This is a genomic window from Phenylobacterium sp. (assembly GCF_031984885.1).
GTDB lineage: Bacteria > Pseudomonadota > Alphaproteobacteria > Caulobacterales > Caulobacteraceae > Phenylobacterium.
Genome location: NZ_DAMABV010000004.1, coordinates 54,218 through 80,722, shown reverse-complemented (window position 1 = coordinate 80,722; position 26,505 = coordinate 54,218). Strand labels below are relative to the sequence as shown.

22 protein-coding genes and 1 pseudogene are annotated in these 26,505 nt (G+C 70.6%); 5 read left to right on the top strand and 18 right to left on the bottom strand.

Annotation, left to right across the window (positions count from 1 at the left end):
- Positions 1 to 33: 33 nt before the first annotated feature.
- The gene (locus tag RTL41_RS07860) at positions 34 to 432 is read right to left on the bottom strand and encodes a hypothetical protein (protein ID WP_312163048.1); all 399 of its coding nucleotides are present in this window, start codon (positions 430 to 432) and stop codon (positions 34 to 36) included.
- Positions 433 to 545: 113 nt separating this feature from the next.
- Here RTL41_RS07860 and RTL41_RS07855 point away from each other — a divergent pair, with 113 nt between their 5' ends.
- A complete protein-coding gene (locus tag RTL41_RS07855) occupies positions 546 to 1,412 on the top strand; it encodes a 50S ribosomal protein L11 methyltransferase (protein ID WP_312163046.1) in 867 nt (288 codons plus the stop codon).
- On the opposite strand, the gene RTL41_RS07850 is transcribed toward RTL41_RS07855, so the two are convergent.
- Positions 1,409 to 1,975 carry a GNAT family protein gene (locus RTL41_RS07850; RefSeq protein ID WP_312163043.1) on the bottom strand — a complete coding sequence of 189 codons (567 nt, stop codon included), beginning with the start codon at positions 1,973 to 1,975 and terminating at the stop codon, positions 1,409 to 1,411. The two genes, RTL41_RS07855 and RTL41_RS07850, sit on opposite strands and share 4 nt — an antisense overlap.
- 196 nt (positions 1,976 to 2,171) lie before the next feature.
- Entirely contained in the window at positions 2,172 to 2,516 is a 345-nt protein-coding gene (locus tag RTL41_RS07845) for a GIY-YIG nuclease family protein (RefSeq protein ID WP_312163042.1), read from the bottom strand.
- Positions 2,517 to 2,662: 146 nt separating this feature from the next.
- On the opposite strand from RTL41_RS07845, the gene RTL41_RS07840 reads away from it, so the two are divergent.
- Positions 2,663 to 4,480, top strand: coding sequence for an aminopeptidase P family protein (locus RTL41_RS07840; protein ID WP_312163041.1), 1,818 nt, complete (start codon positions 2,663 to 2,665; stop codon positions 4,478 to 4,480).
- 59 nt (positions 4,481 to 4,539) lie between these two features.
- Here RTL41_RS07840 and RTL41_RS07835 read toward each other — a convergent pair whose 3' ends face one another.
- The 10 genes and pseudogenes from RTL41_RS07835 to RTL41_RS07790 all read right to left on the bottom strand — a co-directional run bounded on the left by RTL41_RS07835 (position 4,540) and on the right by RTL41_RS07790 (position 18,211).
- Positions 4,540 to 4,950: an EVE domain-containing protein gene (locus RTL41_RS07835; RefSeq protein ID WP_312163039.1), complete on the bottom strand. Its 411-nt coding sequence runs from the start codon at positions 4,948 to 4,950 to the stop codon at positions 4,540 to 4,542.
- Positions 4,951 to 5,014: 64 nt separating this feature from the next.
- Positions 5,015 to 7,357 (bottom strand): NAD-dependent DNA ligase LigA, encoded by a 2,343-nt coding sequence (ligA, locus tag RTL41_RS07830; RefSeq protein ID WP_312163036.1) that lies wholly within the window; start codon positions 7,355 to 7,357, stop codon positions 5,015 to 5,017.
- 81 nt (positions 7,358 to 7,438) lie between these two features.
- Positions 7,439 to 9,136, bottom strand: a complete 1,698-nt coding sequence (gene recN / locus RTL41_RS07825) for a DNA repair protein RecN (RefSeq protein WP_312163034.1) — start codon at positions 9,134 to 9,136, stop codon at positions 7,439 to 7,441.
- Between the two features lie 208 nt (positions 9,137 to 9,344).
- Positions 9,345 to 10,238, bottom strand: a pseudogene (locus tag RTL41_RS07820) (outer membrane protein assembly factor BamD); the annotation flags it as partial.
- 274 nt (positions 10,239 to 10,512) lie between these two features.
- Positions 10,513 to 11,406, bottom strand: coding sequence for a UDP-3-O-acyl-N-acetylglucosamine deacetylase (gene lpxC, locus RTL41_RS07815; RefSeq protein ID WP_312163033.1), 894 nt, complete (start codon positions 11,404 to 11,406; stop codon positions 10,513 to 10,515).
- Positions 11,407 to 11,740: 334 nt separating this feature from the next.
- Entirely contained in the window at positions 11,741 to 13,339 is a 1,599-nt protein-coding gene (gene ftsZ / locus RTL41_RS07810; RefSeq protein ID WP_312163032.1) for a cell division protein FtsZ, read from the bottom strand.
- 329 nt (positions 13,340 to 13,668) lie between these two features.
- Positions 13,669 to 14,880: a cell division protein FtsA gene (ftsA, locus tag RTL41_RS07805; RefSeq protein WP_409418319.1), complete on the bottom strand. Its 1,212-nt coding sequence runs from the start codon at positions 14,878 to 14,880 to the stop codon at positions 13,669 to 13,671.
- Between the two features lie 139 nt (positions 14,881 to 15,019).
- Positions 15,020 to 15,925, bottom strand: coding sequence for a cell division protein FtsQ/DivIB (locus RTL41_RS07800; protein ID WP_409418316.1), 906 nt, complete (start codon positions 15,923 to 15,925; stop codon positions 15,020 to 15,022).
- A complete protein-coding gene (locus tag RTL41_RS07795; protein ID WP_312163029.1) occupies positions 15,873 to 16,838 on the bottom strand; it encodes a D-alanine--D-alanine ligase in 966 nt (321 codons plus the stop codon). The genes RTL41_RS07800 and RTL41_RS07795 overlap by 53 nt, the downstream gene beginning before the upstream one ends.
- Complete coding sequence (locus tag RTL41_RS07790) at positions 16,835 to 18,211, bottom strand: M20/M25/M40 family metallo-hydrolase (protein WP_312163027.1); 1,377 nt, start codon at positions 18,209 to 18,211, stop codon at positions 16,835 to 16,837. The genes RTL41_RS07795 and RTL41_RS07790 overlap by 4 nt, the downstream gene beginning before the upstream one ends.
- A 105-nt stretch (positions 18,212 to 18,316) precedes the next feature.
- Here RTL41_RS07790 and RTL41_RS07785 point away from each other — a divergent pair, with 105 nt between their 5' ends.
- Both RTL41_RS07785 and RTL41_RS07780 read left to right on the top strand, forming a co-directional pair.
- Positions 18,317 to 18,736 (top strand): PaaI family thioesterase, encoded by a 420-nt coding sequence (locus tag RTL41_RS07785; RefSeq protein WP_312163026.1) that lies wholly within the window; start codon positions 18,317 to 18,319, stop codon positions 18,734 to 18,736.
- Between the two features lie 207 nt (positions 18,737 to 18,943).
- A complete protein-coding gene (locus tag RTL41_RS07780; RefSeq protein WP_312163025.1) occupies positions 18,944 to 19,465 on the top strand; it encodes a PEPxxWA-CTERM sorting domain-containing protein in 522 nt (173 codons plus the stop codon).
- Positions 19,466 to 19,478: 13 nt separating this feature from the next.
- Here RTL41_RS07780 and murB read toward each other — a convergent pair whose 3' ends face one another.
- Genes murB through ftsW form a run of 4 tightly spaced genes read right to left on the bottom strand, consistent with a single transcriptional unit; the run spans position 19,479 to position 24,084 of the window.
- Positions 19,479 to 20,387, bottom strand: coding sequence for a UDP-N-acetylmuramate dehydrogenase (murB, locus tag RTL41_RS07775; protein ID WP_312163024.1), 909 nt, complete (start codon positions 20,385 to 20,387; stop codon positions 19,479 to 19,481).
- Entirely contained in the window at positions 20,384 to 21,796 is a 1,413-nt protein-coding gene (gene murC / locus RTL41_RS07770) for a UDP-N-acetylmuramate--L-alanine ligase (RefSeq protein ID WP_312163023.1), read from the bottom strand. The genes murB and murC overlap by 4 nt, the downstream gene beginning before the upstream one ends.
- On the bottom strand, positions 21,793 to 22,890 hold the full coding sequence (murG, locus tag RTL41_RS07765; protein WP_312163022.1) for an undecaprenyldiphospho-muramoylpentapeptide beta-N-acetylglucosaminyltransferase: 1,098 nt from the start codon (positions 22,888 to 22,890) through the stop codon (positions 21,793 to 21,795). The genes murC and murG overlap by 4 nt, the downstream gene beginning before the upstream one ends.
- A gap of 9 nt (positions 22,891 to 22,899) precedes the next feature.
- Positions 22,900 to 24,084: a putative lipid II flippase FtsW gene (gene ftsW / locus RTL41_RS07760; RefSeq protein ID WP_312163021.1), complete on the bottom strand. Its 1,185-nt coding sequence runs from the start codon at positions 24,082 to 24,084 to the stop codon at positions 22,900 to 22,902.
- Positions 24,085 to 24,234: 150 nt separating this feature from the next.
- Between ftsW and RTL41_RS07755 the strand changes: the two genes are divergently transcribed.
- Positions 24,235 to 25,074, top strand: coding sequence for a class I SAM-dependent methyltransferase (locus RTL41_RS07755; RefSeq protein WP_312163020.1), 840 nt, complete (start codon positions 24,235 to 24,237; stop codon positions 25,072 to 25,074).
- On the opposite strand, the gene murD is transcribed toward RTL41_RS07755, so the two are convergent.
- Positions 25,071 to 26,486 (bottom strand): UDP-N-acetylmuramoyl-L-alanine--D-glutamate ligase, encoded by a 1,416-nt coding sequence (gene murD / locus RTL41_RS07750; protein WP_312163019.1) that lies wholly within the window; start codon positions 26,484 to 26,486, stop codon positions 25,071 to 25,073. The genes RTL41_RS07755 and murD overlap by 4 nt on opposite strands.
- Between the last annotated feature and the right edge of the window lie 19 nt (positions 26,487 to 26,505).

Here is a 26,505-nt window from a genome sequence, read left to right as displayed (position 1 = left end):
CAGGCGACCCGCCGGCGCCGCGGCGTCGGCGGGTCAGACCGACTTGCGGGCTCCGATCACCTTGGCCGCCAGCACGCCCAGACCGGCCACGAGCGCGATCGCGCCGCCGACCAGGGCCGCGACGCCTGCCGCCTGACGGACATGGACCTGGGCCGAGGCGGTTTCCGAGGCCGCCTTCAGGGCCGGCGGCTGGACCTCGTGGGCGACGGTCCGCTTGAACGACACCATGCCCTCGCCGACCGCCGACACGCGCCAGCCATGGTCCAGCCAGGACTTCTGGTGGCTCTTGTCCGTCCCGATCCACCAGGCCGGCTGGCGGGCCGCCTTGGGCAGGGACGCGCCCAGCACCATCTCGATCTCGGCGAAGCTGGCGCGCCACTGATCGTCGACGCGCTCGGCGAGGTGATCGGAGAGAGGGGCGTACTTGCTCATGGGCGAAACCTCGTCACTGGGACCGCCATGATGGCACGCCAGGCGACGGAAGTGAAAACACGGGCGCGCCATGCCCCCTCGCCTTTCGGCCGCCTTGGCTCTAAAGGGCGCGCATGAGCCAAGACGCTGTTCAGATCATCTCCCGCGGCCCGCGCGCCGTCGCCGAAGCCGCCGCCGAGGCGATCGACGCCAATCCGCTGCTGGAAGGGGCGACCTATTCCATCCTGGAAGAGGACGAGGATCACGACGTCTGGCGCATCGACGCCTTCCCGACGACCTCGGAAGAGGCCGACGGCCTGGTCGCGGCGCTGGCCGAGTTCCCCAAGATGAAGACCGCGGTCGAGAAGCTGGCCGACGCCGACTGGCTGGCCATGGCGCTGTCGGGCCTGCCGCCGGTGCGCGCGGGGCGCTTCTTCGTGTTCGGCGCCCACGACAAGGGCCGCGCCCCGACCAACACCGTCAACCTGCGCATCGAGGCCGGCGCGGCCTTCGGCACCGGCCACCATGGCACCACGGTGGGCTGCCTGTTCGCCTATGACGAACTGATCAAGGCGCGCCGCTTCGAAAAGGTGCTGGACGTCGGCGCGGGCACCGGCGTGCTGGCCATCGCCGCGGCCCGGACCGGCAGCAAGACCGCCGTCGGCACCGACATCGACGCGCCGTCGGTGCGGATCTCCAAGGAAAACGCCGTGCTGAACAAGGCCAAGGCGCGGTTCGTCCACGCCTCGGGCCTGGGTCACCGGCTGGTCAGCCAGTCGGCGCCCTACGACCTGGTGTTCGCCAACATCCTGGCGCCGCCGCTGGTGGCGCTGTCGCAGGACATCAAGACCGCGCTGAAGCCCGGCGGCTTCGCGATCCTGTCGGGCCTGCTGCGCACGCAGGAGCGGCGGGTGCTGGCGGCCTACCTGTCGAAGGGCTTCCGCCTGCACCGCCGCATCCACCGCGACGCCTGGGCCACGCTGGTCCTGCGCCGCGCCTAGGGCGCCCTGGCGGCCCACTCATCGGCCAGCAGGCCGTAGATGTGGGTATCGCGCCAGCCGCCGCCGCGCGCCGGCAGGTGCTCGCGCAGCGTCCCCTCGCGCCGCATGCCCAGCTTCTCCATGATGGCGAACGAGCCGCGGTTGCGCGTATCGCAGGTCGCCCAGACCCGGTGCAGGCCGATCACCTCGAAGGCCGTGGCGACCAGGGCGCGGGCCGCCTCGTAGCCGAAGCCCCGCCGCCAGTACGGGCTGCCGTAGCTGTAGCCGAAGTCGGCGTCGTCATGCGGTCCCAGGCCGATACGAATGGCGCCGATGACCTTGTCCGCCTCCGCCAGTTCGACGGCCAAGCTGATGTCGTTGCGCGGCCACGCCTGCTGCTCGGCGAGGCGATCGTCCAGGAACTTCCGGGTCTCTTCGGGGGTGTTCGGCCCCCAGTCCATGTAGCGGACGGTCTGCTCGTCCGTCGCGTAGACGTGGACGTCGCCGAGGTCGCTGTCGCGGAACTCGCGCAGCAGCAGCCGTTCGGTGCGTATGGGGAACCAGGGCTTGGGGTCTTTGGTCATTCGAACTCTCTCCGAGGCTTGGCCGTCGGCAGGGGCTCGATCGCGTCATTCTCGACCCCTGGCGGCGGGGTCGACGTGGGTCTTAAGGCAGGCGCTCAGCCCACGCGAAGACGCACGGCCCCGAAGGGACCGGACGAATTCGGCAGGGGGCGCGCGTGACGCATAGCGACGTTATGGCGAACACCGCGCCGGGCGTCTAGATCGCCGAACGCGCGTCCAGCGCCGCGCGCCAATGCCGTTCGCGTTCCTTCAGCCAGGTGTCGCGCCCGATCGGGCCAAGGTCCTCGTCCTCGAGCTGCTCGAGGATCACGAACTCGAACCCAGACTCGCCGCCAGCGGCGTTCCAGGCTGCCTGCATGTCCTTGTTGCGATGGCTCCCCAGCCGCAGGCCGAACAGCGAGGAGTTGCGCTGGCCGTCGAGGTTGCGCGAGGCGCCGACCCAGGCCTGGCCGGACGCCAGGCAGCGCAGGGCGAAGATCCCCACCGGGACCTTGCGTTCCTTGTACTGGCGGATGGCCTCGCGGCGGGTGCTCTTGTCCATGGGCGGTCAAATGGCGTGGCCTGACCTTGGAGTCAATTATATCCGGGTAAATTCTTTGAGCGGCGTCTGGCCGAAGAAGACCCGGCCTGCAGCCGTCAGCCTCGTCGCGGGTGGCGCGGGGCCGGCGGCGGGACTAAGTTCCCGGCATGCGTCAGACCTTCGATGAAACCACCGATCCGTCCTTCGGCCCCAAGCACGTCCCCCTGATCCGCGCGGCCATGAAGGCCCAGGGCCTGGACGGCTTCCTGGTCCCGCACGAGGACGAGCACCAGAACGAGTACCTGCCCGAGGCGAACGACCGCCTGGGCTGGGCGACCGGCTTCACCGGCTCGGCCGGGGCCGCGGTGATCCTGGCCGACAAGGCGGCGATCTTCGTGGACGGCCGCTACACCCTGCAGGTCCGGGATCAAGTGGACGCCGAGGTGTTCGAGATCCGCGACCTGGTCGAGGGCGGCGTGCCCGCCTATCTCGAAACCGCCACGGCCAAGGGGCAACTGATCGGCTATGACCCGCGCCTGCATTCGCCCGATACGCTGGAGCGGCTGAAGGCCGCCGCCGCCAAGGCCGGCGCGGCGCTGAAGCCCGTCGCCGCCAATCCGCTGGACGAAGCCTGGGGCGCCGCGCGCCCGGCGCAGCCGACCGCGCCGGTCACGCCCCATCCGCTGGAATATTCGGGCGAGGAGTCCGCGGCCAAGCGCGCCCGCATCGGCCAGGCCCTGGCCGGCAAGAACGCCGACGCCACCGTGCTGACCGCGCCCTCGTCCATCGCCTGGCTGTTCAATGTCCGCGGCGGCGACGTCATCCGCTCGCCCCTGCCGCTGGGCCAGGCGATCCTCAACAAGGACGGCTCGGCGCGACTGTTCCTCGACCCGGTGAAGGTCTCGCCCGAGCTGCGCGCCTGGCTGGGCAACGAGGTGGCGCTGGAGACGCCGGAAGAGCTGCCCGCCGCCCTGGCCGACCTGAAGGGCCGGCGTGTGCTGGTCGATCCCGGCCAGTCCTCGGCCTGGTACTTCGACACCTTGCTCAAGGCCGGCGCCGAGGTCGTGCGCGGCGAAGACCCCTGCGCCTTGCCCCGCGCCTGCAAGAACCCGGTCGAGATCGCCGGCGCGCGGGAAGCCCATGCCCGCGACGGCGTCGCCGTCACCCGCTTCCTGCACTGGGTCGCCACCGAGGGCCAGAGCCGCACCATCGACGAGGTGGAGGTCGTCACCCGCCTGGAGGGCTTCCGCCAGGACACCGGGGCGCTGAAGGACCTGTCGTTCGACACCATCGCCGGCGCGGCCTCGAACGGCGCCATCGTCCACTACCGGCCGACCACGCGGCTGAACAAGCAGGCCGAGAAGGGCTCGCTGCTGCTGGTCGATTCCGGCGCCCAGTACCTGGACGGCACCACCGACATCACCCGCACCGTCGCCATCAGCGAGCCCAGCCAGGAGATGCGCGAGCGCTTCACCCTGGTGCTGAAGGGCCACCTGGCGCTGGCGGCGATCCGCTTCCCGGCCGGAACCACCGGCTCGGCCCTCGACGCCCTGGCCCGCGCGCCGCTGTGGAACTGCGGCCTCGACTACGACCACGGCACCGGCCACGGGGTCGGATCGTACCTGGGCGTGCACGAAGGCCCGCAGCGGATCTCCAAGCTGCCGAACTTCGTGGCGCTGCGGCCCGGCATGATCGTCTCGAACGAGCCCGGCTACTACAAGGAAGGCGCCTACGGCATCCGCATCGAGAACCTGCAGTACGTCACTGAACCGGCCCCGATCCCGGGCGGCGAGCGCGAAATGCTGGGCTTCGAGACCCTGACCCTGGCCCCGATGGATCGCCGGCTGATCGTGGTGGAGATGTTGACCCCGCAGGAGCGCGCCCAGATGGACGCCTATCACGCGCGGGTGCTGGCGGTCGTCGGCCCGCGGCTGGAGCAGCCGGAGGTTCGCGCCTGGCTGGAGGCGGCCTGCGCGCCGCTCTGAGCCCATCCCTGGCGTTCATGGATCCCGGACAAGCGCCGCGCGCTTTCCGGGCCCCTTGCCTACTCCCCGGCCATCTTCAGGATCGCCGCCCATTCGGCGTCGCTGACCGGCGAGACCGAGAGCCGGCCCTGGCGCAGCATGGCCATGTCGGCCAGCGCCGGGTTGGCCTTCATGTCCGCGAGCGTCACGGGCTGCTTCAGACGGCGCACCGGCGTCAGTTCCACGGCCACGAACTTGCCGGTCGGATCGCTGGCGTCGGGGAACGCCTCCTTGGCGACCTGGGCGATCGCCACCACGTCCTTGCCCTGCTGGGAGTGGTAGAAGAACACCTGATCTCCGACCTTCATCGACTTCAGGTGCGAGGCGGCGGCGAAGTTGCGCACGCCGTCCCAGGTGGTCCGGCCGTCACGCGCCAGATCGTCGTAGGAATAGGTGTCGGGTTCGGACTTCACGAGCCAATGGGACGCCACGCCGATCCTCCTTCTGCCGGGCCCCAAGGGTGGGCATTGAACGCCCCCGGGGGCAAGTACGCCGCTAGCCGCCGCCCACCAGGGCCAGCCATTCGTCCTCGGTCATCACCTGGATCCCGAGATCGGTCGCCGTCTTGAGCTTGGAGCCGGCGCCCGGCCCGGCCACCACCAGGTCGGTCTTCTTCGACACCGAGCCGGAGACCTTGGCCCCCAGCCCCTCGGCCTGGGCCTTGGCCTCGTCGCGGGTCATCTTTTCCAGGGCGCCGGTGAAGACGATGGTCTTGCCGGCGACGGCGGTGTCGGTCTTCGGCCGCTCGGCGGGGATCACCTCGTCGAGCTGGGCGCGTAGCGTCTCGACCTTCTCGCGGTTGTGCGGCTCGGCGAAGAACTGGGCGATCATCCGCGCCGCCACCGGGCCGACCGCGTCGACGCCGGAAAGCTCGCGGAACTCCTCGCCCGGCTCCTCCTGGGAGGCCTCCCGCGCCACCCGCACGATCGTGTCCCAGTCGCCGAACCGCTCGATCAGGGCGGCGCGGGCGCGGGAATTCAGCTTCGGCACGGCCAGTTGCAGGCGCTTGTCGAGCGAGGCCTCCTCGGGCAGCAGCAGCGCCTGCTGCGCCGCGCCGAAGTCCAGCAGCGCCCGCACGGCGGTCGGCCCGAGGCCGTCGAGATCCACCAGGGCGGCATAGTTCTCGCCGCCGACCTGGCCCGCCGCCGCCTGCGCGGTCTGGACGAAGTGGTCGTAGGTCTCGAAGTGGCGGGCCAGGGCCAGCGAGGTGGTCTCGCCGACATGCCGCACGCCCAGGCCGAAGATAAAGCGGTCCAGCGGGATCCGCCGCTTGGCGTTGACGGCGGCGACCAGGTTGTTGATCGAGGTCTCGCCATAGCCGTCGGTGGCGCGCAGTTCGGCGAGCTTTTCCTCGTCCCTGGCCAGCCGGAAGATGTCGGCCGGCTCCTTGACCCAGCCGCGCTCGAAGAAGGCGGTCAGTTGCTTCTCGCCCAGCCCCTCGATGTCGTAGGCGCGGCGCGACACGAAGTGGCGCAGGTGCTCGATCCGCTGGAACGGACAGGCGAACTCGCCCGAGCAGCGGCGCACCACGGTCTCGGCGCCCGAGGCGGTGGTCTCCTTGACCAGCGGCGTCTGCAGCGGACAGGGGCAATGGGTCGGAAACGCATAGGGGACGGCGCCTGCGGGCCGCTCCTCGGGCACATAGCCAAGGATCTGCGGGATCACGTCGCCGGCCCGCTGCAGGATCACGGTGTCGCCGATCCGCACGTCCTTGCGGGCGATCTCGTCGGCGTTGTGCAAGGTGGCGTTGACGACCACGACTCCGCCGACCGTCACCGGATGCAGGCGCGCGACCGGCGTCACCGCGCCGGTGCGGCCGACCTGGATGTCGATGGCCTCGAGAATGGTGCGCGCCTGCTGGGCCGGAAACTTTCGGGCGATGGCCCAGCGCGGCGTGCGGGTGATGAAGCCCAGGCGCTGCTGCCAGTCCAGGCGGTCGACCTTGTAGACCACGCCGTCGATGTCGTAGCCGAGCTTGGGCCGCACGGCCTCCATGTCGGCATAGGCGTCGAGCAGGCCCTGGCCGCTGATCACCCGCCGGCTCTCGGGCGTGGTCTTGAAGCCCCAGGCCTTCAGCCTGGCCAGCGCCTCCCATTGGGTCTGGGCGAAGGGCTCGCTCAGCAGGCCCCAGGCATAGGCGAAGAACTTCAGCGGCCGCGTCGCCGTGATCTTCGGATCGATCTGGCGCAGCGACCCGGCCGCTGAGTTGCGGGGATTGGCGTAGGTCTTCAGGCCCGCGGCCTCGTTGGCGGCGTTGAGGGCCGCGAACTCCTCGTGCCCCAGATAGACCTCGCCGCGGATCTCGATGACCTCGGGCCAGCCCTCGCCGGCCAGGCGCTTGGGGATGTCGGCGATGGTGCGCAGGTTCTCGGTGACGTCCTCGCCGACCCGGCCGTCGCCCCGCGTCGCGCCCTGGACGAAGACGCCCTTCTCGTAGCGCAGCGAAGCCGACAGCCCGTCGATCTTCGGCTCGGCCGTATAGGCGACCTCCTCCGATCCCGAGAGCCGCAGGAACCGGCGGATGCGGGCGTCGAACTCCAGGGCGTCGGTGTTGGAGAAGGCGTTGTCGAGGCTGAGCATCGGCACGCCATGCTCGACCGGCGAGAACTGCTCGGCCCGCGTCGCCCCGACCCGGGTGGACGGCGAGTTTTCGCGGATCAGGTGCGGAAAGGCCGCCTCGAGCTCGGCGTTGCGCCGCTTGAGCTCGTCGTACTCGGCGTCGGAGATGACCGGCGCGTCCTGCTGATGATAGGCGATGTCGTGGCGCGCGATCTCGTCGGCGAGCCGGGTCAGTTCCTCGACGGCCTCGGCTTCGGTCAGGTCAGATACGGGTTTCATGCTTCAAATCCTCCCCTCCTGGGGGAGGTGGATCGCCTCAGGCGAGATGGACGGAGGGGCGCAGCCGGCGGCTTCCGAACTTCAGGCATCCATCAGCGCCCTGGCCGCGGCGCGGGCGGCGTCGGTGATCTGGGCGCCGGCCAGCATGCGGGCGATCTCTTCCTCGCGGTCGGGAAGCGAGAGGGTTTCCACGGCGGTGCGGATGCGCTCGGCGTCGCCGGCCTTGGAGATGCGCCAGTGCGCCTCGGCGCGGGCGGCGACCTGCGGGCTGTGGGTGACGACCAGCACCTGGGCGTCGGCGGCCAGGCGCTTGAGGCGCAGGCCCACCGCGTCGGCCACGGCCCCGCCGACCCCCTGGTCGACCTCGTCGAAGATCATCAGCGGCTGCGGCCCCTCGGCGCGGCCCGCCAGCGACGCCTTCAGCGCCAGGGCGAAACGGGCCAGTTCGCCGCCCGACGCGATGGCTCCCAGGTCGCCGAACGGCGCGCCGGGGTTGGTCGCGATCTCGAACGCCACGCGGTCGAGGCCGGTCGGCCCGGCGCGATCCTCGCCCAGCGGCTCCACGGCGACCCGGAAACGGGCCTTGTCGAGCTTGAGCGGACCAAGCTCGGCCATCACCGCCTGAGCCAGGCGCTCCCCCGCCGCGCGCCGCGCGTCGCTGAGCTTCGCCGCATGCTCCAGATAGCTTGCCCGCGCGGCGGCGACCGCCGTCTCCGCCGCCTTCAGGTCGTCTTCCGAGGACTCCATGGCCTGCAGCCGTTCGGCGAAGCGGACGCGCAGGATCGGCAGTTCCTCGACGCTGACCTGGAGCTTGCGGGCCATGCCGCGCAGCTCGAACAGCCGTTCCTCGGTCTTCTCCAGTTGATCGGGCCGGAAGTCGAAGGCGTCGGCCGCGGCGTCGACGGCGGCCTCGGCTTCCTGGGCCTCGCTGAACACCCGGTCGACGGCGTTGCTGGCGGCGGTCAGCCGCGCGACCGCCGGCGAATCCTCCGCCGCGCCGGCGGCGACGGCGCGGCTGCGGGCGTGCTCGATGGCGCGAACGGCCTGAGCCATGCGCGGGCCGAGCCCCTCGAAGGCCTGGCGCGCTTCGGAGATGTCGCTGAGCGCCTTCTCGGCGGCGCCCAGGATGGCGCGTTCCTCGGCCAGGGCCGGCTCTTCGCCTTCGCGCGGATCCAGACGGTCCAGTTCGGCGAGGCGCAGGGTCAGCTCCTCGGATTCGGCCGCCGAGCGGGCGACGATCTCGCGCAGCTCCTCGGCCCGGGCGCGCGCGGCCCGCCAGTCGGCCCAGGCGCGCGACACGGCGGTCGCCAGCGGGCCGAGCGAGCCGTAGGAATCCAGCAGCGGGCGATGGGTGCGCGCGTCCAGCAGGCCGACGGTCTCGTGCTGGCCATGGACCTCGAGCAGGATCTCGCCGAGCTCGCGCAGGACCGTGGCGCTGGTCGCCTGGTCGTTGACGAAGGCGCGGCTGCGGCCGTCGGCGCTCAGCGTGCGGCGCAGGACGAGGTCCTCGCTGCGGTCGTAGGAGATGCCCTTCTCCTCAAGCACGTCCCATACCGGATGCCCGGGGGGCGGCGCGAAGACGGCGGACACCGCGGCCTGGGCCGAGCCCTGGCGCACGAGGCCGGCGTCGGCGCGCGCGCCGACGGCCAGGCCGAGGCTGTCGAGGATGATCGACTTGCCCGCGCCTGTTTCACCTGTCAGCGCCGTGAGGCCCGGGCCGATGGACAAGTCCAGGGCCTCGATCAGCACCACGTCGCGGATCCAAAGTCCGATCAGCATGTCGGCAAGATCGCTCGGAATCAGGCGCTTCGGAAGACGCTTAAGTTCGCTTTAGGTTCTATTTGTCGCCACCCAGGCCCGGGAGGCGCGAAAGCAGGCCGCGGCGCGGCTCGGCCTTGGCCACGGACGGCGCCGGTTCCGCGACCGGAGCGCTCGCCGCGGGGGCCGGCTCGGCCTCGCTCACCGGGGTCGCTTCCGGAGCCGGCGCGGCCGGCGCTTCGCCGGTCGGCGGCTTGATCGTAGCTTCCTTGTCCTTCACGAACGGCAGGCGCGAGACGAGGCTGGGCTTCTTGGACTGCGAGGGCTCCACCGCCGGGCGCAGGCCACGGTCGGTCAGCAGCTTGTAGGCGTCGCGATACCAGACGTCGCCCGGGTAGTTGTAGCCCAGCACCGCGCCGTTGCGCTTGGCCTCCTCGGCCAGGCCCAGGGTCAGATAGGCCTCGACCAGGCGGTAGAGCGCCTCGGGCGTGTGGCTGGTGGTCTGGTAGCGCTCGACGACGGTCTTGAAGCGGCCGATGGCGGCCAGGGTGTCGCCCTGACGCAGGTACCAGCGGCCGATGGTCATTTCCTTGCCGGCCAGTTGGTCGTTGACCATGTCGATCTTCAGGCGGGCGTCGGCCGCATATTCGGTGCGGGGATAGCGCTGAACGATCTCGGTCAGGTTGGCCAGGGCCTGGCCGGTCGCGGCCTGGTCGCGGCCCACGTCGACGATCTGCTCGAAATAGCAGATGGCCTTCAGATAATGGGCGTAGGCGGCGGCCGGATTGCCCGGATAGAGCGAGATGAAGCGGTCGGCGTCGCCGATGGCCTCGGCGTAGTCGTTGCCCTGATAGTGCGCGTAGGCGGTCATCAGGATCGCGCGGCGCGACCACTCCGAATAGGGATGCTGGCGCTCGACCTCGCCGAAGTACTGGACGGCCTGATTCCACAGGCCGCGATCCAGACGATCGGCGCCCGTGGCGTAGAGCAGCTCCACCGGGCGCTCTTCATAGGCCAGACGGGGCTTCTTCTCTTTGCCCGCGCAGGCCGCCAGGGCGAGCGCGGCGCAGCCGACGACGAGAGCCGTGCGAGTCCGGGAATTGCGAAGCAAGGACACCTTCACCTCAAAAGGATCGACGCGCGCCCCCGCGCCGCGAGTCCCCGCTTCTACAGCATGGAATGCAGGGCGCAAATGCGGCGGAGCGTATTGATGGATCTTGCCCTGCGCCGTTGTCGTCAGGAGACGGCCGTCACCGTCCATGCGACGGGCGCGGGCGCCGCCCAAAGCACCGGGACAACGCTCAGAACGGCCCAGCCAGGCTCCGCCTACGACCTCGCCCGGATAGCCCAGCGCCTGCCGCGGCCATGCCCAACCGCAAGCGAAGTCGGAGAATTCGCTAGACCGCCTGAGCCAGTTCCGGCGCCAGGGTCCGGTAGCGCCACGATTGCGGCGCGGCCAGCAGGGCGCGAACCAGTTGGTTGTTCAGGCCGTGACCGGCCAGCACGCCCTCGAAGCGGCCCAGGATCGGCGCGCCCAGGACATAGAGGTCGCCGATGGCGTCGAGCGCCTTGTGGCGCACGAATTCGTCCGGACGGCGCAGGCCTTCCGGATTGAGGATGCGGTCGCCCTCGATGACCACGGCGTTCTCCATCGAGCCGCCGCGGGCCAGGCCGATGCTGCGCAGGTACTCGACCTCATGCAGGAAGCCGAAGGTGCGGCAGTCGGCCAGTTCGGTGCGGAACGCCTGCTCGTCCATGATCAGGTCGACGGCCTGACGGCCGATGGCGGCCGACGGGAAGCGAATCTCGAAGGCCACCTCGAACGCGTCGGACGGCTTCAGGGCGGCGCGCTTGTCGCCGTCGACGAACTCGATCGGCTCGAGGATCTCGATATAGCTGCGCAGCGCATCCTGCGGACGGCGGCCGGCGCGATCCAGGATCTGGACGAACGGCAGCGACGAGCCGTCCATGATCGGCATTTCGGGGCCGTCGAGCTCGACCACGGCGTTGTCGATCCCCAGCATGACCAGGGCGGCCATCAGGTGCTCGATGGTCGACACGCTGACGCCGGCGGCGTTCTCGATCACCGTGCCGAGCTGGGTCTTGGTGACGGCTTCGCCGGACACCGGCACGCGGTTGTCACGGTCGGTCACGTCGGTGCGCACGAAGACGACGCCGGCGTTGGTCGGCGCAGGTCGAACAGCCACTCGCGTATAGGCGCCCGTGTGGACGCCGACGCCGGCGAAGATCGCCGGTCCTTGCAGGGTGTGCTGAAACTCTTGTGCGCGCAAAACTCGCCGCCTTCCTCGTTCGGGCGTGCGATCCGGTGAACCGCACTACGCCCCACCTGTCTGGTAAGGGCTATGCCGCGCCGCAGCAAAACACTTCCTGTTTCGCAATGTTTCGATTTGGGACAGTTAAGAAAGTCTTGCGATTCAAGGGGAAGCGGCGGCGGCCTCAGTGATCTGCGCAGGCGCCGTTGACACCTGGTTCGCGCCCGTCTGTAGCGCGTCGCCGCCAAGCTTGGCCTGCGGTTCCTGGGCCCGACCTGGGCGATCTCGCGGAGCTGAAATGCAAAACGGCCGGGCGAGGAGCCCGGCCGTTCCACCTTGTTCTTGCTCGGCCTCAGTTCGCCAGGCGGCGCAGGAAGGACGGGATCTCCAGGTCTTCCTGATTGTCGAGCTGGGCTTCCTGAGCCGGCTGCTCGGCCGGCAGGGCGCCGCCGCGGCTGACCGGCGCCTGCTGGCGGGTCGGCTGCGGAGCGGGCTGCTCGTAGCGCGGGCGGCTGCCGAAGAGGCTGAGGAACCCGCCCCGTTGCGGGCGGCGCTCCTCGTAGGTCGGCTCGGCGAACAGCGGCTCTTCCTCGAACTCCTCGACCGACGGATCGACGATCTTGGTCATCGGACGGGTGATCTGCGGCTCGGGCGCCGCGGCGACCACCGGGGCCGGCGCAGGAGCCGGAGCGCTGTAGAGGTCGCCCTGCTCTTCTTCCTCGAACACCGCCTTGACCGGCTCAGGCGCCGGGGTCGGCGCAGGCGCGGCGGCCACGGGGGCCGGCGCGGTCGGCGGCACGTAGGCGGCCGGCTCCGGGTAACGCGGCGCGGGGCGGTCGGCGAAGCTCGGCGGCGCCGGGCGCTCATAGCTGGGCGTCGCGCGCATCACCGGCTCGGTCACCGGGGCCGGACGCGTGGTCTCGGCGCGCAGCGGCGGGGCGGCGAGCGGTTTGCGCTCCACCTTCGGCTCGATGGCGGCCATGGAGGCGCCGTCCATGCCGGTCGCCACGACCGACACGCGGATCATGCCGTCCAGCGTCGGGTCGAAGGCCGCGCCGAAGATGATGTTGGCCTCGGCGTCGACCTGTTCGGAGATGGCGTTGGCGGCCTCATCGACTTCCAGCAGGGTCATGTCCAGGCCGCCGGTCACGTTGACCAGCACGGCCTTGGCGCCCTTCAGCGAGACTTCGTCCAGCAGCGGGTTGGCGATGGCGTTCTGGGCGGCCATCAGGGCGCGGTCTTCGCCGGTCGCCTCGCCGGTGCCCATCATCGCCTTGCCCATCTCGGTCATGACCGTGCGGACGTCGGCGAAGTCGAGGTTGATCAGGCCCGGCAGCACCATCAGGTCGGTGATCGAGCGCACGCCCGAGTGCAGGACCTGGTCGGCCATGCCGAAGGCTTCGGCGAAGGTGGTCCGCTCGTTGGCGACCCGGAACAGGTTCTGGTTCGGAATGACGATCAGGGTGTCGACATAGCGCTGCAACTCGCCGATGCCGGCGTCGGCCAGGCGCATGCGGTGGCGGCCCTCGAAGTGGAAGGGCTTGGTCACCACGCCCACCGTCAGGATGCCGCGCTCGCGCGCGCACTTGGCGATGATCGGCGCGGCGCCCGTGCCGGTGCCGCCGCCCATGCCGGCGGTGATGAAGATCATGTGGGCGCCGTCGAGGTGCTCGCCGATCTCCGGGATCGATTCCTCGGCCGCGCTCATCCCGACTTCCGGATGCGCCCCGGCGCCGAGGCCCTGGGTCACCTGGACGCCGAGCTGGATCCTGCGATCGGTCTTGGCGAAGGCCAGTTGCTGGGCGTCGGTGTTGGCGACGACGAATTCGACGCCCTCGAGGTGGGCCTCGATCATGTTGTTAACCGCGTTGCCCCCGGCGCCCCCGACGCCGAACACAACGATCCGCGGCTTCAGTTCGGTCGCGCGCGGCGCGGAAAGTGCGATAGCCATTGGGACCCTGTGTCCTCCGTACCGTGGTCAAGGGAACTGAAGGCGACCCGCCCGCCCGGTTCCCGCGACGGCTGGCGTTAAGGAAGCGCCCACCATCGTTAATTGGCGGTTAACTGCATAAGGCGAGTCGGAGGCCCGTGAAGGCGGATCCACAACAAAATTTCTTGCTGTGTAAGGCTTGAGCGTTAACCACGCGGCCCCTGGAAGGGCGAGCTGGCGCGGCTAGCGAGCCCCAGGCGCTAAGACGCTCAATGAACAGGGTTTTGCACCCTGAGCGAGCATGCGGAACACCTGATTCACCCTCATGGCGAAGCTTGAAACGCGCCGCCCTAGAGGTTCTCGCGCAGCCAGGCGGCGGCCTTGGCGACCGGATTGGCCTTCGGGTCGAGCGGCTCGCGGCGCAGCTTGGCGCTGGCCAGGGTCTTGGACGAGACCGCCTCGCGGGGGCCGAACGCCGCGCGCTGCAGCACGCCCGCAGCCGCGCAGAAGGCCGGACCGGACGCGGCGTCGGCCAGGTGCGGCACCCGGCGCGGACGGCCCAGGCGGACCGGGCGGTCGAACACCCGCACGGCGACTTCGCGCACGCCGGCCAACTGGCTGGCGCCGCCGGTGAGGACCAGCCCCGCCCCCGCCTCGACGGGCGCGCCGGACGCCTTCAGGCGGTCGCGCAGGAGCTCCAGCGTCTCTTCGACGCGCGGGGCGATGATGCCCTTGAGCAGCGAGCGCGGGGCGATGACCGGGCCCGCGCCCGGATCGTCGCCGCGCGGCGGGGCCTCGATCATCTCGCGGTCCTCGTTGGCCGAGGCGATGGCCGAGCCGTGCAGGGTCTTGATTCGCTCTGCCCCGGCCACGGAGGTGGACAGGCCCCGGGCGATGTCGGCGGTGACATGGCTGCCGCCGACCGGCAGGGTCTCGACGTGGATCAGGCTGCCGCCGGCGAACACCGCCGCCGAGGTCGAGCCGCCGCCCATGTCGATGCAGACCGCGCCCAGGTCCATCTCGTCCTCTTCCAGCGCGGCGAGCGCCGAGGCGAAGGGCGCGGCGACGACGCCCTCGAACTGCAGGTGCGCGCGCTCGACGCAGGCTCCAAGCGTCTGGTAGACGGCCTCGCTGACGGTCACGACCAGCAGCTCCACGCCCAGGGCGCGGCCGAACATGGCGCGCGGGTCGCGGATGGCGGCCTGGCCGTCGACGCTCCAGGCGACCGGCAGGATGTGGGCGGCGCGGCGGCCGGGAATCTTGATCTGCGAGAGGGCCTGCTGGATGGCGCGGACGAGATCGCCGTCCGAGATCGGCCGGGCGCCGAGCGAGACGCGGCCGGCGATGCGGTGGCTGGTCAACTGGCCGCCGGCGGTGGCGACGGTCACGCCCTGGACCTGGACGCCGGCGACGTTCTCGGCCCGCTCCACGGCCTGGGCGATGGCGTCGGACGCCTCGTCGAGGTTGATGATCGCGCCGCCGCGCACGCCGCGCGACTGGACATAGCCCACGCCCGCGGCGGTCAGGGTGCGGTCGCCGCGGCGCACGCCGTCGGGCTTCATGATGAAGCAGGTGACCTTGGACGCGCCCAGATCCACGGCGGCCACCACCGGCTGGCGGCTCAGCGCGGCCTTCAGGCCCTCGCGGCTTTCCTTGCGTTCCTCAACCCGGGTCGACAAGTCTTACGTCCTTCCTTCAGTCTCACGCGCCGTTGGCGACCAGTTGGCCCGGCAGCACGCCGTCGCGCGGGCGCACGGCCACCACGGTCGGATCGCGCAGGTCGATCCGCTCGAAGCCCAGTTCCAGAATGCGCGAGCGCTGATCGAGCTGTTCGAGCTGGATCAGGGCCGCGCCCTCATCGACCGCCGGCAGTTGCACCAGCGATCCGTCCTTCATCCTCAGGTCCCAGCGGCGGCCGTCGACGCGCACCAGCGCCTCGGTCCGCTCGGCCAGGCGCGGCCGCGCCGCCACCTCCGGCAGGATCGCCGACGCCGCCTCGTTGGCGCCCGCGCCCACGATCAGCGGCAGGGTCGGGAAACGGCCCGGATCGGCCTCCGGGATCACGGCGCCCGTCTCATCGATCACATGGCTGCGGCCGCCGTTCTGCCAGACGGCCAGTTGCCGGCGCTCGACCACGGCCAGCACCAGGGTGTCGGGCAGCAGGCGCACGACCCGCGCCTCCTTGACCCAGCCCACGGCCTCGACGCGCTGGCGGATCGCCTCCAGGTCCATGCCCAGCACGGGCTCGTCCCGATAGACGCCAGCGGCGCGCAGGATGTCGGGCGTCGCCATCTGCGAGGCGCCCTCGACGTGGATGGCCTTCAGCTTGAAACCGAACAGGCCGCCCACCGCCGAGCCGGCCGAGGCGCCCAGCCGCTCGCCGCGATGGCCGGTCGCCATGGTCACGGTGAGCGCGATCGTCACCACGCCGGCGGCCGCGACCAGGGCGTGCCAGGGCGAGAGCCCCACGCCGCGGGCGGCGCCCAACTTGGCGGGCGAATACGACGCCCCCGGCTTTCTCGCGCGGGAGGCGGACTTCGAGTTTGCGGGCGTTTTAGCCCGGGGCTTCGCTGGCGCTCGCGACTCCCCCCGCACTGCCGCGGGCATACGCATCCTCCGTGATCCAAAGCACTAGACGGTCGAAATCCACCCCCTGCTGAGCCGCCTGCTCGGGGACGAGCGAGGTGGGCGTCATGCCGGGCTGGGTGTTGACCTCCAGAAGGACCAGAATGTCGTTAATGTCGTCATAACGAAGGTCGGAGCGGGTAACGCCTCGGCAACCAAGGGCGGCATGCGCCTTCTCGGCCAATTCCAACGCCTTTTCAAAGGCATGGGCGGGCATTTCGGCCGGCAGGACGTGCACAGAACCGCCCTCCGCGTACTTGGCTTCGTAATCGTAAAATTCGGTCTGCGGGATGATGTCGGTGACGGTGATCGCCTTGCCGTCCATGACCGCCACGGCCAGTTCCTTGCCGCGCACATAGGGCTCGATCATCACCTCCTCGCCGAAGGTCCAGTCGGGCGAGCTCAGCTCCTGGGGCGGGCGATTCGCGCCCTCGCGGACGATGAAGACCCCGACAGACGATCCCTCGGCGTTCGGCTTGATCACATAGGGCGGCGCCATCACGTGATCGGCCGCCGCCACATGGCGGTTGAAGAGGCCGCCGCCCGGCACGGCGACGCCCGCCGCGGCCATCACCGCCTTGGCCTTGGCCTTGTCCATCGCCAGGGCCGAGGCCAGCACGCCGGAGTGGGTGTAGGGGATCCTCAGCGTCTCCAGGATGCCCTGGACGCAGCCGTCCTCGCCCCACTCGCCGTGCAGGGCGTTGAAGCAGACGTCGGGCTTGAGGGCGGTCAGCACCTGGGCCAGATCGCGGCCGGCGTCGACATAGGTGACCTTGGCGCCCAGCCGCTCCAGCGCGGCCCCGCACTCCTTGCCCGAGGAAAGGCTGACCTCGCGTTCCGAGGAGAGGCCGCCCAGCAGCAGGGCGACGTGATGTCCGGAAAGGGGAAGGCTCACTGGCTCACGCTCGCAGTCTGGCGGAAGTCGATATCGCTGTCCGCCACGGTGTAGACGAAGGCGGCCCAGACGGCCACGTTCTGGGCGAGCTCCTTCGGGTCGACCTTGTCGAGGGTGTCGTCGGCCGAATGGTGCAGGTCGAAGTAGCGGCCGGCGTCCTGCTGGAGCTCCACGACCGGGGTTCCCAGGCGCTTGAGGCCCGCCACGTCCGAACCGCCGTCCACCGCCGGCTCGCGAGAGATGATCACCTTCAGCGGCGCGACCGCGGCGGCGAAGGCCTTCATGGCCGGATGGCCGAGGCTGCCGGCGGGAAGCTTGGCGTTGAAGATCTCGCCGGCGCCCAGGTCGCTCTCGCCGGCGACGATCAGGTTCGGAACCTCGTCCTTGTGGGCCTCGGCATAGGCGGCGCCGGAGCCGCCCTGCTCCTCGGCGCCCCACATGACCACGCGGATCGTGCGGCGCGGCCGCTGCGGCAGGTCGGCGATCAGCTTCGCCGCCGCGGTGGTGACGCCGATGCCGGCGGCGTCGTCGACGGCGCCCGTGCCCGCATCCCACGAATCGAGGTGGCCGCCGATGACGATCACCTCTTCAGGCTTCTCGCGGCCCCTGATCTCGCCGACCACGTTGTAGGCCGGCGCCTTGGCGCGGTAGGTCGAGGCCATGGCCAGCTTCACGCGCACCGGCTTGCCGCGGGCGACCATCCGCTCCAGCAGTTCGGCGTCCGGCGGCGACAGCGCGGCCATCGGGACGCCCGAGATCGCCGCTCCGCCGCCGTGCGGCAGCCGCGTGTCGTCGGTCGAGATCGAACGCACCAGATAGGCGACCGCCCCGCGCCTGGCCGCCTCGACACCGCCCGAGCGCGCACGGACCGCGCCTGCATAGCCCTTGATGTCCTGGGTGCGGCGCATCGGTTCGGTGACGACCGCGATCTTGCCCTTCAGCGCGCCGACGGGCTGGGCCAGCATCTCGTCGTAGGTCCGGAAGAGCGCGATCTCGGCCTCCAGCCCGCCCGTCGGGGTCGGCGAGGAGCGCCCCAGGCCCAGGATCTGCAGCTTCTGCGGGAACGGCGCCGTGACCTCAGCCGCCTCCGCCCCACGCAGCCAGGATTCGGCCTCGAACGTCTCCACGTGGACGTTCTCGAAACCCAGGGCCTTGAGCTTGGCCACGCCCCAGTCGCGGGCGCGGTCCATGCCCGCCGAACCCTGCGGCCGGGCGCCGACCTCGGTGGTGAGCGACTCGGTCACGTCCCAGGCGGTGCGGTCGATGAGCGCCTTGTCGCGCAGGTCGGCGGCGGTGGTTGCGAGGTCGGCGGCCTGGACGGCGGTGGCGGAAAACAGGGTGGCGGCGGCGGCCGCGAGGAAAGCAATACGCATCCTCGGCGCGTGCCCCCCGCCGGGAGTCCTGTCAAGCCGCTCGCGATGCTGACAGCACGTTGGCCGCAGGCCGGCGACATGCTGTCGGCCGTATTGGAGCCCATGATGACCGTAGCGACCGCCCTCGACCGCCTGCCCGCCCCGCCCTGCGCCGAACTGCTCGGCTGGAAACTGCTCGACGCGCGGCCTGAGGAGGGATGGGTCCGTGTCGGCTTCCACGCCAGGCCCGAGTTCCGCAACCCGGCCGGCGCCATTCAGGGCGGCTTCCTGGCGGCGATGCTGGACGACACCATGGGCCCGGCCGTCTTCACCCACACGGACGGCGCGCTCTACACCGCAACGATCGACATGAACGTCAGCTACCTGGCGCCGGCGCAGGTCGGGCCGATCTACGGCGAGGGCCAGGTCGTGCAGTTGGGCAAGACCGTCGGCTTCGTGGAGGCCCGGCTCATGGACGGCGACGGGCGATGGCTCGCCAAGGCGTCCGCCAGCGTGCGACTCATCTCTGCGCAACGGGCGCTTTGAGCCCGAATACTGCATAGGCGCCCTAGGCGCCCAGATCATACGGCCGAGCTTTTACTGGGATGATTTCCGGAAAATCTCTATTCCAGCTTGTAAACTCCGCGTAACGTCGTTACCGATTGTTTAAGCTCCGCCGGGTATGGCGTGGCGTAAGCTCGGGTCCATGAGGTTCAGATGAAGGCGTGCTCCGTTGGGCTCGCCGCGACAGCCATGCTGTCGCTCGGCGCTGTTGCATCCCCTACATCCGCCGCCGCCACGACACCGTTCAACGACATCGCGGCGATGCGGTCGGCCCCCGCGCCTGCCGCCGCCGACGCGCCATTCACACCGGAGACGCCCGCTCGCTATGGCCCCCAGCCGTCGGTTTCGTATGCGCTTGCCCGCTGGGAAACGCCGAACGACACCCTCGGGGACGTCTGCGCCGACGGCTTGCGCTCGCAGGACAAGATCAACCTGAGCGGCTGCGCCAAGGTCCTGAACCGGTCCGAGCTGGTGAAGATCGGCGACAAGTACTACGCCCTCGACATCACCGGCCTCATCCACGACGGCAATCCGGTCGAGGAGTTCTGGACCCGGAAGAAGACCGCCGAATCAGGGGAGCTGCGCGCGCAACTTCGCCTGGTGTCCGCCGCCGTGCCCGAACCGGCCAACTGGGGGATGATGATCGTCGGCTTCGGCGTCGCCGGGTCGGTCGTGCGGCTGGGCCGTCGTCGGCGCATCCTGCAGGTCTGACGGCCCTCGCCGATCAGGCCGGGCGGCCGATCCGCTTGATTTCCCATTCCAGGTCGACGCCCAGCCTGGCCTTCACGTCGGCGCGGACGGCTTCGCCCAGCCCCTCGAGATCGGCGGCGCTCGCCTCGCCCGTATTGATCAGGAAGTTCGCGTGCAGCGGCGAGAACATCGCCCCGCCATAGGGCTTGCCGCGCCAGCCGGCCTCGTCGACCAGCTTCCAGGACGAACGCCCCTCGGGGTTCTTGAACGTCGAGCCGCCGGTCTTCTCGCGGATGGGCTGGGTGGTCTCGCGGCGGGCGGTGATCTCGGCCATGCGCGCCTCGATGGCGGCGGGCTCGTCCGGGCGCCCCTGGAAGACCGCCTGGATCCAGATCACCTCGCCCGGCTCCACCTTGCTGTGCCGATAGGTGTAGCCGAAGTCCTCCAGCGCGTAGCTCACCACCTCGCCCTTGCGATCGAAGCCCCAGGCCGAGACCAGGACGTCCTTGGTCTCGCTGCCGTAGCAACCGGCGTTCATGGTCAGGGCGCCGCCGATGGTGCCGGGAATGCCGGCGTAGAACTCCAGCCCCGCCAGGCCCGCCTTGGCCGCCGCCCTGGCGACCATCGAATCCAGGGCGCCGGCGTCGGCGATGACCCAACCCTCCTCCTCGTCGATGGAGACCTCGGCGAACGCCTTGCCCGCCAGCCGGATGACGACGCCGGGAACCCCGCCGTCGCGGACGATCACGTTCGAACCCACGCCCAGCACGGTCACGGGCACGTCCTCGGGCAGAGCCTGAAGAAAGTCGCTCAGGTCCGTTTCGTCGGCCGGCAGGAACAGCACCTCGGCCGCGCCGCCGACGCGGAACCAGGTGAAGGGGCCCAGCGGCTCGTCCTTCAGCAGGCGGCCGCGAACGTCGGGGAGATGGTCGCGCCAGCTCATTTCGCGATCGCCTCAAGCTGGCCCGGCAGGGCGTGCGCCCAGACCGTGATGTCGCCCGCCCCCAGGCAGACGACCAGATCGCCGGCCTTGGCCTCGTCGGCCACCAGGCGCGCGAGGTCGGCCGGGCTCTCCAGCGCCAGCGCGCGGCGATGGCCGAACCGGCGCAGGCCCTCGACCAGGCCATCGCGGCTGGCGCCCTCGATGGGGCTCTCGCCGGCCGTGTAGACATCGGCGACGATCACCGTGTCGGCGTCGTTGAAGCAGCCGCAGAACTCGTTGAACAGGTCGTGCAGGCGCGTGTAGCGGTGCGGCTGCACCACGGCGATCACCTTGCCCTCGGTGACCGCGCGCGCGGCCTTCAGCACCGAGGCGATCTCGACCGGATGGTGGCCGTAGTCGTCGATCACCCGCACGCCGTTGGCCACGCCGGTGGTCGTGAAGCGGCGCTTCACCCCGCCGAACCCGGCCAGGCCCTTGCGGATGTCGTCGTCCGACACGCCCAGCTCGCGGGCCACGGCGACGGCGGCGATGGCGTTGAGTACGTTGTGCTGGCCGGCCATCGGCAAGTGCAGGTTCTCCAGCCGCACGACCGGCCTATCCTGGGGCGCGAACACCACGTCGAAGCGCGAGCCGTCCGGCCCCATGCTGATCTTCTCGGCGCGGACCTCGGCCTGGGGATTGGTCCCGTAGGCGATGAGCCGGCGGTTCTGCACCCGCGCGGCCATGGCCTGGACCTCGGGGTGGTCGGTGCAGACCGCCGCGAAGCCGTAGAACGGCACGTTCTCGACGAAGTCCTGGAAGGCCTTCTTCACGGCCTCGAAGTCGCCGTAGTGGTCCAGGTGCTCGGGGTCGATGTTGGTGACGATGGCGCAGGTCGATTTCAGCTTCAGGAAGGTGCCGTCGCTCTCGTCGGCCTCGACCACCATCCAGTCGCCCTCGCCCACCTTGGCGTTGGTGCCATAGGCGTTGATGATTCCGCCGTTGATGACGGTCGGGTCCTTGCCGCCGGCGTCCAGCAGGGCGGCGACCATCGAGGTGGTGGTGGTCTTGCCATGGGTGCCGCCGACCGCGACCGAGTACTGGAGCCGCGTCAGCTCGGCCAGCATCTCGCCGCGGTGGACCAGCGGCAGGCGCCGCTCGCGCGCGGCGACCATCTCCGGGTTGTCGGCCTTGATGGCGGTGGAATAGACGATGGCCGAGGCGCCTTCGACATTGGCCGCGCCCTGGCCGATGAAGACCTTGGCGCCGAGCTTCTCCAGGCGCTCGGTGTTGGCGCTAGCCCTGGCGTCGGAGCCCTGCACCGTATAGCCGATCCGCAGCATGATCTCGGCGATGCCGCTCATGCCGATGCCGCCGATGCCGATGAAGTGCACGGGGCCGAGGGCGAAGGGGACGGGGCGCTTGTTCATTTTTGGACGGCGGTTCTTTCGACCAGGTCGGCCAGGCGTTCGGCCGCGTCGGGCTTGGCGATGGAGCGGGCGCCGGCGGCCATGCGCGCCAGGCGGTCGGGATTGGTCAGCAGCTTCTCCAGCGCGCCCGCCATCGTGTCTACGGTGAGCTGGTTCTCGCGGGCGACCTCGGCGCCGCCGGCCTCGGCCATGACCCGGGCGTTCTGGCCCTGGTCGTCGTCGAGCGCGATGGCCAGCGGCACCAGGATGGCGGGCTTGCCGGCGACGGCGAACTCGCAGACCGAGCCGGCCCCCGAGCGCCCGATCACCAGATGCGCGTCGCGCAGCCGCCCGGCCATGTCCCGGAAGAACGGCGCGATCTCGGCCTCGACCATGGCGTCGGCATAGATGCGCCGGGCGTTGTCCATGGATTCCTTGCGGGTCTGCTGCTGGACCTTCATGCGGTGGCGCAGGCCCTCGGGCAGCTTCCGGATCGCCTCGGGCATCAGCTCCGAGAGCAGCCGCGCGCCCTGGCTGCCGCCGGTGATGAGGATGCGGATCGGGCCGTCGGCCGTCGGCGGCGCATAGGGAAGATCGGCCAGGGCGCGGATGTCCGGCCGGATCGGATTGCCGACCACGACGGCGTTCTCGGCGACGCGGCCGGGCGCCTTCTGCAGCACCGGGAAGGCGCAGGCGACGGCGCGGACGTGGCCCGCCAGGCGGCGGTTGGCCCGGCCCATGACCGCATTCTGCTCGTGCAGCAGGGTCGGGCGTCCCTGGGTGATCCCAGCCAGCAGGCCCGGCACCGACGGATAGCCGCCGAAGCCGACGACGACGGCCGGATCGATCCGGGTGAAGGCGGCGCGCGCCTGCATGACGCCGCGGACGATGGCGATCCCCGCCTGGGCCATGCCGATCACGTCGCCGCGCTGGAAGGTGCGGGCCGAGAGCCCGATGCGCTCCTCGGCCGGGAAGCTCTCGGCGAAGGCGGCGGCGCGCTCGTCGGAGGCCAGCACGATGCGCCACCCACGGGCGATCAGCGCCTCAGCCAGGGCCTGAGCGGGAAACAGATGGCCACCGGTCCCACCGGCGGCGACGACAGCGATCTTGCGCATCACGAGCCTTTAGGCGAACGCGCCGGCCTTGGCGAGGCCCTCGCCCTGGGAATAGGCGCCCGGCCGGCGGCGAGTCAGCGCAAGCGCCATGCCGAAGGTCAGGCAGATGGCCCACATGGACGAGCCGCCGTAGGAAATGAACGGAAGGGTCATGCCCTTGGTCGGGATCATGTTCAGGTTCACCGCCACATTGATGAAGGCCTGCTGGCCCACCAGAACGAAGAGCCCGGCCGCGGCCACCTGCTCGAAGGGATCGGTCAGCTTCATGGCGCGATAGAGGCCGCGGGTGACGATGAAGCCCAAGAGCGCGATCAGCAGCAGCGAGAAGATCAGGCCGTACTCCTCGGCCCCGACCGAATAGATGAAGTCGGTGTGCAGGTCGGGCACGTGGCGCTTCATGACGCCCTCCCCCGGGCCGCGACCGAAGAAGCCGCCGGCGGCGATGGCCTCGGCGGCGCGGTCCACCTGGTGGGTGTCGGCGCGGTCGGGGCTGAGGAAGCGGTCCACGCGGCTGGCCACGTGCGGGAACAGGAAGTAGGTCGAGGACAATCCCACGGCCGCGACGCCGCCCAGCAGCATGACCCACGACAACGGCACCCCGGCCATCCAGAACGCCGCCCCGAAGGCGATGGTGATCAGCACCGTCTGGCCGACGTCGGGCTGGATCAGCAGCAGGCCGACCGAGAGGAAGTAGAGGCCGAAGGCGATCGAGACGCCGGGCACGCCCTGCCCCTTCTGGCCCTCCGAGAACATCCACGAGACCAGCACGATCAGGGCCGGCTTCATGAACTCCGAAGGCTGCAGGGTGAAGCCGCCGAGCTGGACCCAGCGGGTCGCGCCCTTGGCCGTGTGGCCCAGGAACGGCAGCACGATCATGACGGCGATGGCCGCCAGATAGATGAAGAAGGCCGCCCGCCTGATCCCCCGCGCGTCGAGCATCGAGACCCCGATCAGGATCGCCGCGCCGGTGACCGCGAACACGCACTGGCGCACCGCGAAATGGAAGGGATCGCCGACGTTCATCCGCACCGCGGCGGCGGGGCTGGCGGCGAAGGACATCATCACGCCGATGGCGATCAGCGCGGCGACCGCCCCCAGCATCCAGCGATCCGTCGTCCACCACCAGATGCCCACGGACGAGCGGTCGCTCCGCGCGAAGGCGTGGGCCTGCTGATGGCGATGAACGTGGCTCATGGGCGTCTCCGCGGGCGCAGCGGCCCGTTTCTCTCAGATGCCCGCGGCATGCTTAAGATATCTTAACCAAGAGGCCGTCCGCGCGCCCTGCGACTTGAATTCTTCGCCGCCGCGGGGCGACATCGCGTCCCCCACTCGAGAGGACGCCCCATGACCCAAGCCAGCGCTTCGACCACCGACCAGGCCGCCCACTGGAACCAGGCCGGCGGCCAGGCCTGGGTCGACCTGCAATCCCTGATGGACCGCCTGAACAAGCCTATCGAGGAGATCCTGGTCGAGCGGGCGTTCCCGGGCGCCGGCAGGCGCGTGCTCGATATCGGCTGCGGCGCGGGCGCCACCACCCTGGCCATGGCCCGGCGGCTTGGACCTGGCGGCCTGAGCCTCGGCGTCGACATCTCCGGCCCGCTCATCGAGGCCGCCAGGGCTCAGGCGCAGGGGCTGGACGGCGCGCAGTTCGTCCAGGCCGACGCCCAGACCCACGACTTCGGCGCCGCGAGCTTCGACGCCGCCATGTCGCGGTTCGGGGTGATGTTCTTCAGCGACTTCGATGCGGCCTTCGCCAACATCCGCGCAGCCCTGAAGCCGGGCGCCGAGCTGGTCTTCGCCTGCTGGCGCAAGCCGGGCGACAATCCGCTGGCCGCCGCCCCGATGCGCGCCGCCGCGCCGTTCCTGCCGCCGCAGCCCACGCCCGACCCGATGGCGCCGGGGCGCTTCGCGTTCGCCGATCCCGGCCGCATCGACGGCATCCTTGCGCACAGCGGCTGGCGCGAGGTCGAGATCGCCCCGCTCGATGCGCCCACGCCGATCGCCCTGCCCGACCTCGTCACCCTCAGCCTGCGCATGGGGCCGCTGGCCGCGGCGCTCCGCGAGCAGGACAAGACCGTGCGCGCCAGGGCCCAGGACGCGGTGGAGACCGCGCTCGCCTCGGAGGCCGTCGATGGGATCGTGCCGATGGTCGCCGGCTGCTGGCTGGTGACCGCGCGGGCCTAGGCGCGGGCGCCCTTGGCCACGGGGCGCGTCAGGGCCGTCACCGCCTCCCGGAAGGCCTCGCCGCGGGCCTCGAAATCGGCGAACTGGTCGAACGAGGCGCAGGCCGGCGAGAGCAGCACCACGGCGTCCTGGCCCGAGGCCGCCGCGTCGGCATGGGCGGCGGCGACCGCCGCGGGCAGCACGCCGCACTTGGCGACCTTGGCCTTGCCCTCGAGGATCGCGGCGAAGTCGTCCTGCGACTCGCCGATCAGGTAGGCCTTCTCGATGCGCGGAAAGAGGTCGGCCAGGCTGTCGATGCCGCCGGCCTTGGGCACGCCGCCGGCGATCCAGTAGAACTTCGGATAGCTCGACATCGCCTGGCGCGCGGCGTCGGCGTTGGTCGCCTTGCTGTCGTTGACGAAGCGGACCTTGCCCACCGCGCCCACCGTCTCCATCCGGTGCGCCAGGCCCGGGAAGCTCATCAGGCCGTCGGCCGCCTCCTGCGAGCTCAGGCCCAGGCCGCGCGCCGCCGAATAGGCCGCCGCCGCGTTCTGCCAGTTGTGGCGGCCGGGCAGCGAGCGGGCGCGCAGCAGGTCGGCGATCTCCACGGCGCGCTCGCCGGTGGCGTCGTACAGAAGGCCCTGCAGGACATAGACCCCGCGGCCCATGGCCTTGGAGGCCGAGATCGGCACGATGGTGCGGCGGTTGGCGGCGGTGATCTCGGTGCAGATCCGCTGGCCCCAGGGGTCGTCCACGCCGATGACGGCGGTGTCGCCCTTGCCCTGGTTCAGCAGGATACGGCGCTTGGCTTCCACATACCCTTCCATTCCGCCGTGGCGGTCGAGGTGGTCGGGCGAGACGTTCAGCAGCACCGAGACGTCGGGCTTGAGGCTGGAGGTCAGGTCGAGCTGGTAGGAGGAGAGCTCCAGCACGTAGACCGCCCCGCCGTGCATGTCCTCCAGGCCCAGCACGCCCTGGCCGATATTGCCGCCGACGCGGACGTCGCGGCCGGCCGACGCGCAGATGTGGCCGATCAGGGCGGTGGTGGTCGACTTGCCGTTGGTGCCGGTGATGGCGACGATCTTGGGCCGCTTGTGCTCGGGCGCGGCGTTCACGGTGCGGGCGAAGAGCTCGATGTCGCCGAGGATCTCGACCCCGGCGGCCTTGGCCTTCTCCACCGTCCAGTGCGGCTTGGGATGGGTCAGCGGCACGCCCGGCGAGAGCATCAGCGCGGCGAACTGCGACCAGTCGGCGCTGGCGAGGTCGAGCAGCTCCAGCCCCTCGGCCTGCGCGGCGGCGCGGCTTTCCGGCTTCTCGTCCCAGACCACGACCCTGGCTCCGCCCAGCGTCAGGGCGCGCGCGGCCGTCAGCCCTGTGCGGGCCAGGCCGAACACGGCGACCGTCCTGCCTTCGAAGCCGCGGACCGGGATCATGGGACCTGCCTGCCCTCCC